This is a genomic window from Micromonospora sp. NPDC003197, from assembly GCF_053590565.1.
This window is the reverse complement of sequence record NZ_JBSFTE010000053.1, coordinates 1-5,932: the sequence shown is the minus strand read 5'-3', so window position 1 is coordinate 5,932 and position 5,932 is coordinate 1. Positions and strand designations below refer to the sequence as shown.

General features: G+C 69.5%; 7 protein-coding genes. 5 read left to right on the top strand and 2 right to left on the bottom strand.

From position 1 onward, the window contains the following. Window positions 1-89 precede the first annotated feature (89 nt). Window positions 90-965, bottom strand: a complete 876-nt coding sequence (locus ACWDV4_RS30660; protein WP_449985989.1) for an aminotransferase class IV — start codon at window positions 963-965, stop codon at window positions 90-92. A 238-nt stretch (window positions 966-1,203) separates the two neighbouring features. On the opposite strand from ACWDV4_RS30660, the gene ACWDV4_RS30655 reads away from it, so the two are divergent. Continuing rightward, on the top strand, window positions 1,204-1,629 hold the full coding sequence (locus ACWDV4_RS30655; RefSeq protein ID WP_449985987.1) for a hemerythrin domain-containing protein: 426 nt from the start codon (window positions 1,204-1,206) through the stop codon (window positions 1,627-1,629). On the opposite strand, the gene ACWDV4_RS30650 is transcribed toward ACWDV4_RS30655, so the two are convergent. After that, window positions 1,560-2,585 carry a helix-turn-helix transcriptional regulator gene (locus ACWDV4_RS30650; RefSeq protein ID WP_449985985.1) on the bottom strand — a complete coding sequence of 342 codons (1,026 nt, stop codon included), beginning with the start codon at window positions 2,583-2,585 and terminating at the stop codon, window positions 1,560-1,562. The genes ACWDV4_RS30655 and ACWDV4_RS30650 overlap by 70 nt on opposite strands. A 68-nt stretch (window positions 2,586-2,653) precedes the next feature. Here ACWDV4_RS30650 and ACWDV4_RS30645 point away from each other — a divergent pair, with 68 nt between their 5' ends. The 4 genes from ACWDV4_RS30645 (at window position 2,654) to ACWDV4_RS30630 (ending at window position 5,829) form a co-directional block, all read left to right on the top strand. After that, a complete protein-coding gene (locus tag ACWDV4_RS30645) occupies window positions 2,654-3,295 on the top strand; it encodes a DinB family protein (protein WP_449985983.1) in 642 nt (213 codons plus the stop codon). An 80-nt stretch (window positions 3,296-3,375) separates the two neighbouring features. Beyond that, complete coding sequence (locus tag ACWDV4_RS30640; protein ID WP_449985981.1) at window positions 3,376-3,798, top strand: Fur family transcriptional regulator; 423 nt, start codon at window positions 3,376-3,378, stop codon at window positions 3,796-3,798. Beyond that, window positions 3,795-4,910, top strand: a complete 1,116-nt coding sequence (gene ygfZ, locus ACWDV4_RS30635) for a CAF17-like 4Fe-4S cluster assembly/insertion protein YgfZ (RefSeq protein ID WP_449985978.1) — start codon at window positions 3,795-3,797, stop codon at window positions 4,908-4,910. The genes ACWDV4_RS30640 and ygfZ overlap by 4 nt, the downstream gene beginning before the upstream one ends. Window positions 4,911-4,989: 79 nt before the next feature. After that, window positions 4,990-5,829 carry a 3-keto-5-aminohexanoate cleavage protein gene (locus tag ACWDV4_RS30630; protein ID WP_449985975.1) on the top strand — a complete coding sequence of 280 codons (840 nt, stop codon included), beginning with the start codon at window positions 4,990-4,992 and terminating at the stop codon, window positions 5,827-5,829. Window positions 5,830-5,932 lie beyond the last annotated feature (103 nt).

The following is a 5,932-nucleotide window of genomic DNA, read 5'->3' as shown; positions in this document are numbered from 1 at the left end:
AGAGGGTGTCCAGGTCTTGCGTCACAACACGATCTTGGACGCCCTCTCTTCATGCCCAGACATCGACCCCTGACATCGGAACTACTCGTCTAGGCGGGCCCGGTCTGGAGGTCCGGGACGGCGAAGCCGAGCAGACTTCGCAGAGTGGCCGTGTGCGGTGAGGCGGGCAGCGGCATCCCGTCCAGGGCCCGTACCTCGGCCAAGCCCCGTACCGACGAGGTGAACCACACCCCGCCGGTAGCCTCGCGCAACTCGGCCGGCGTGACGAGCCGTTCGGCGGTGGAGAAGCCCAGCTCACCGGCGTGGGCCAGCAGCCAGCCGGCCGTCACGCCGGGCAGGATGCCGGTGGAATCCGCCGGTACGGTGCACAGCGTGTCGCCGTCCAACCAGACCACACTCGCCGACGGGCCCTCCAGGGCGTAGCCCTCGGTGGAGGTCCACAAAACGTCGTCCACGTCGTTGGCGACCGCCCAACGTCGGGTGGCGGCGCTGACCCCGTACGAGGTCGACTTGACCCCGGCCAGCAGCCAGGACGTACCGGCGCGGGCGTTGGCAGCGACCCCCAGCGGCAGGGTGGCGACGGTGATGCCGGCCTGCCGGGCCCGGCGGATCACTGGCGACACCTCGGCGAGGGTGGTGAAGACGGTGGTCGGCCCGCCACCCTCCGGCCCCCGGGTGCAGACCAACCGCAGCGCACCCTCCGTGTCGGCCGGCCAGGCGGCGCAGGTCTTCGCGATCAGGTCGGCCAGTTCGGCGGTGTCGGGCAATATCAGGTCGAGGGTTTCGGCGGAGTGGGCCAACCGGGTCAGGTGCTCGTCGCGCAGCCACGGCTGACCGGCCCGGACGTGCATGGTCTCGAAGAGTCCGTCGCCGTGCAGGACCCCGAGGTCGTCGGCGCGTACCACTGGCTGGTCGGCCGGGACGACACCCTGGCCCAGGACGGCGACGATCTGACGGCTCGACACGAGAACTGAGACTAGCGAAGCGGGTACGGCGTAGCCCGGGACTTTCGCAGCAGGCGTACCGGCCAGGGGCCTGGCACGCTTCGTTGTATCCTCGGCCGCAGCGTCGCGTACCGGTGGCAGGCCGTGCCAGGTATGGAGGCGCCGAATCGAAGGAATACGACGATGATGATCGTTGTCCCTTCGCCCTCCACCTGTGAGTGAGGGCGAGAAGCCCAGGCTGGTGGCCTGGAGCCGAGAAATGCGCAACGTCCATGACCGGCTTCGCGAAGCGTTGGCCGTGACCCGGGAGGCCCTGGCTGCTGGGGAGCCGGCCGAGCCGGCGACCAGAGACCTGCTGCTGTTCTGTCACGGGTTCTGTACCGTTCTGACCGCCCACCATCAGGGCGAGGATCGCGACCTGTTCCCTGCCATCGCCGAGCAGCACCCCGAACTGCGGGAGACGCTGCACTACCTGCGGCAGGACCATTCGATGATCGCGCACCTGCTGACCGGGCTACAGGCTGCCGTGGCCCGGACCGCCTCACCAGCAGAGCTGGATCGGCATCTGGAGGGCTTGGCCGCGATCATGGAGTCGCACTTCAGCTACGAGGAGCGTCAACTGCTCACCGTGCTGGAGACGCTGGCGCTGGATGCGGACCCCGAGGCCGTGCTGGGACCGCTGTGACCGCTGGCTCGGGTGAATCGGGCTCCCCATTCGTGGATCTGGTGGAGCAGTTCGGGCGGGCTGAGGACCTGGAAATCAGCGCCGAGCGAGCCCAGTGCCAGGATCACCCAGTCCAGCGAGTCGGTAGCGAGGTTTACCCGGCAGTGCTCGGCATCGATCTCTTCGATTCTGCTCCAGTTGCCGATCCGCTCTTGGACACGCACGGCCGGGGCGTCGACCACAGCCTCCACCCGGTATGAACGGGGCAGGCTGTCCAGACGGGCACGGACGAAGGCAGCGGCGTCGACGGCGGGCAGATCCCGGGGCCGGAACCGGGTGCCGGTGCCCCGCAGCGCGGCGAGTCGGTCTACCCGGAAGCTGCGCCAGTCGTGTCGGGTGAGGTCGTAGGCGACCAGATACCAGCGGGGGCCGACCCGCACTAGCCGATGTGGCTCGATGAGCCGGTCGGTGTGTCGGCCGTCGGCTGCGGTGTAGGAGAAGCGGATCTGCTCGCTGTCCCGGCAGGCGAGCGCGACTGTGGTGAGCGCCCCCGGGTCGACGCCGGCCCGGGTCGGGCCGCTCCCGGCGACGGGTACGGTCATCGCGCGCAGCGCCTCGACCCGGCGGCGGAGCCGGGCCGGCATCACCTGCACCACCTTGGCCAACACCCGTACCGAGGATTCGGCGATGCCTTCCACCGCGTCCTGCGCGGCGGCCTGTAGGCCAACGGCCAGGGCGACCGCCTCCTCGTCGTCGATCACCAACGGTGGCAGTGCCGCCCCGGCGGCGAGCTGATAGCCGCCGTCCACGCCGCGTTGCGTCTGGACCGGATAGCCCAGCTCACGCAGCCGGTCGATGTCCCGTCGCAGGGTACGGGCCGAGACGCCCAGTCGTTCGGCCAGCTCACGGCCCGGCCAGTAGCGCCGGGCCTGGAGCAGGGACAGCAGCCGAAGGGTCCGGGTGCTGGTGTTCGCCATGTTCCAAATTGTCGCCCGCGATTTAGGTCAAAAAGTGGCCGCTACGTCATTAACGTGGTTATCGATCGATGGAGCACAACCGGAAGGCAGTGATCATGACCGTCAACGAGTTGACCACTGATGACAACACCGATGTGTCAGCCGCGCGCGACAACGCTGGCGCGTCAACCGCGCACACCACGGCTGTCGTGACCGCCGACGCCACCGGCGAGCACGCCGAACTGCTGGCGATGTTGGCCCAGTACCGACACTTCCTGCGTTTCACCACCCGGGACCTCACCGACGAGCAGGCCGGGCAGCGCACCACCGTCAGCGAGCTGTGCCTGGGTGGCCTGATCAAGCACGTTGCCGCCGTCGAGCGGACCTGGGTGGGCTTCATCGTGGATGGTCCAACGTCGCTGGGCAACGTCAACGACATGACCGAGGCCGACTGGGCCCAGCGGGCCGACGAGTTCCGGATGCTGCCCGGTGAGACGCTGGCCGGGGTGCTGGCCGACTATGCCGACACGGCCCGTCGCACCGACGAACTGGTGGCCAGCCTGCCCGACCTGGGTGCCACGCAGCCGCTGCCGGAAGCCCCATGGTTCGAGGCCGGTGCGCGGTGGTCGGCCCGACGGGTGCTGATGCACATCGTCGCCGAGACCGCCCAGCACGCCGGGCATGCGGACATCATCCGCGAGTCCCTGGACGGGGCCAAGACCATGGGCTGACAGCTGCCCTGCGCCTGGGCCCGCACCGTCGGGCGGCCAGGGCACGTCGCGACCCAGGTATCACGGCCTAGTATTGGTCGGTGTCGGACTCATCCCTGGCTGAGATGCTGCGCTCCCGCGGGCTGCGGCTGACGGCGCAGCGGCAACTGATCCTCGAAGCCGTTCTCGACCTGAAGCACGCCACCCCGGAGCAGGTGCACAACGCGGTCCGCGAGGTCGCCGCCGGTGTGAACATCACCACGATCTACCGCACCCTGGAATTGCTGGAGCGGCTTGGGCTGGTTACCCATACACACCTGTCGCATGGGTCGCCGACCTATCACGCGGCCGGACCGGACCAGCACGTCCATCTCGTCTGCCGCAACTGTGGGGCGGTGGAGGAGATGGAGCCGGAGCTGCTCGGCCCGCTCGCCGACCAGTTGGCCGACCAGCGTGGGTTCCTGGTCGACATCGGGCACGTCTCGCTGTTTGGCGTGTGCGGCAAGTGCGGGGAGCAGAAATGATCGACATTGCGGGTGCGGTAGCAGTCGAGGCGATCGACGAGGAGTCCCGGGACCGGCCCGAACCGGCCCACGCCGCCGCCGGCGTGGCCGGGGTGGCAGCCCACTACGGCGACCCGATGCGGGAACAGCGGATCCTCGCCACCGACGTGGGACTGGTCGACCGGTCGCACCGGGGCGTACTGGCGGTGCCGGGTGTCGAGCGGGCAAGCTGGCTGCACACGGTGACCACCCAGCATCTGGCCGAGCTGGCCGACGGGCAGGGCACCGAGCTGCTGGTGCTCTCCCCGCACGGGCACGTCGAACAGCACGCCATGGTCGCCGAGATCGGCGAGACCGTCTGGCTGGACACCGAGCCGGGCAGCACCACCGACCTGCTGACCTACCTGGAGAAGATGCGGTTCTTCAGCCAGGTCGATCCGCGTGACGTGACCGCCGACTGGGCGGTGCTCTCCCTGGTCGGGCCGGGCGCCGTCCGGGCGGCGGGCACCCTGGGCGTCGTCGACCTGGCGGAGCCGGACGCCGTCGAGGTGCCGGGTCCGAAGTTCGCCGCCGGGTCGGCACCCCGCCGCCCCACCATCCGGTACGACGTACGGCCGCTGCCCGGCGGCGGTTGGGCCCGTCGGGTCCGGCTCGGGGTGGACCTGCTGGTGCCCCGGGCCGACCTGGCCAAGGTGGTGGGTGAGCTGACCGGCGCCGGGGTGCCGGTGGTCGGACTCTGGGCGTACGAGGCGATGCGGGTGGCCGCCCGGCTGCCCCGGGTCGGCTTCGAGACCGACCATCGCACCATTCCGGCCGAGGTGGACCTGATCGGGCCGGCCGTACACCTGGACAAGGGCTGCTATCGCGGCCAGGAGACGGTGGCCCGGGTGCACAACCTCGGCCGTCCGCCCCGGCGACTCGTACTGCTGCATCTGGATGGGGTGACCACCGACGAGCTGCCGGCGGTTGGTGCGCCGATCACCACCGACGACGGCCGTACGGTGGGCTTTGTCGGTACGGCAGTGCGCCACTTCGAGTGGGGGCCGATCGCGTTGGCGGTGGTCAAGCGCAACGTGGCCGACGACGCCCGGTTGCTGGTCGGGGAGAGCGCGGCAGCCATCGACCTGCCCTGAACGGCAGCCATCGACCTGCCCTGAACTGCCGTTCAGTGGGGCTGACCGGATCGGCTGGGCAACGTCTAGGATCGCCGACATGACGACAGGGACGTTGATCACGGTTGCTCCGACCGGCGCGGAGTCCACGAAGGCAGACGTACCGGCGCTGCCGGTGACCCTCGACGAGTTGGTGGTGACCGCCAAGGAGTGCGAGGCGCTCGGTGCCGCCGTGATCCACGTCCACATTCGGGACGACGAGGCCCGGCCGACCCTGGACCTGGGCCGGCTACGGGAGACCGTGGCGGCGCTGCGGGACAGCACCGACCTGATCGTGCAGCTCTCCAGCGGTGGTGCGGTGACCGACCCGGAGTCCGACCGGCTGGCCGTGCTCGACGCCGCCCCGGACATGGCTTCCTGCACCATGGGCACGGTCAACTTCGGTGACGACGTCTTCATGAACCGGTGGGAGTTCATCGTCGACCTGCACACCCGGATGCAGGAGCGGGGTGTCGTCCCCGAGTACGAGATCTTCGACCTGGGGCAGCTCACCTCGTTGCAGCGGCTGCTCAGCAAGTACGGGTTGCCGGCCGGTGGGCACGTACACGTGGATTTCGTGATGGGCGTACCCGGCGGCATGCCCGGTACGACGGAGGCCCTGGTCGCCTGCCGGCAGGCCCTGCGCGACCTGCCAGAGGGTACGACGTTCTCGGCGACCGGCATCGGTCGAAGCACCATCCCGGTGCTGCTGGCCTCCCTCTCCGCCGGCGGTCACCTGCGGGTCGGCATGGAGGACACGATCACCTATGCCAAGGGTCGGCCGGTCGAGTCGAACATGCAACTGGTCGCCCGGGCGGTCGGGTTCGCCCAGTTGGCCCAGCGCACCCCGCTGACTCCCACGGAGGCCCGCGAGCTGCTGGGCATCCCGACCGCCGGGTAGCCACGCCTTAACCTCGGTCTTTCACTTGAGCGTCGACTCATAGTTGGCGCTCGATGAACGGCGATTCGGGTGTTTAGAGAGGTTCTACCGGTATGCCGAGGGC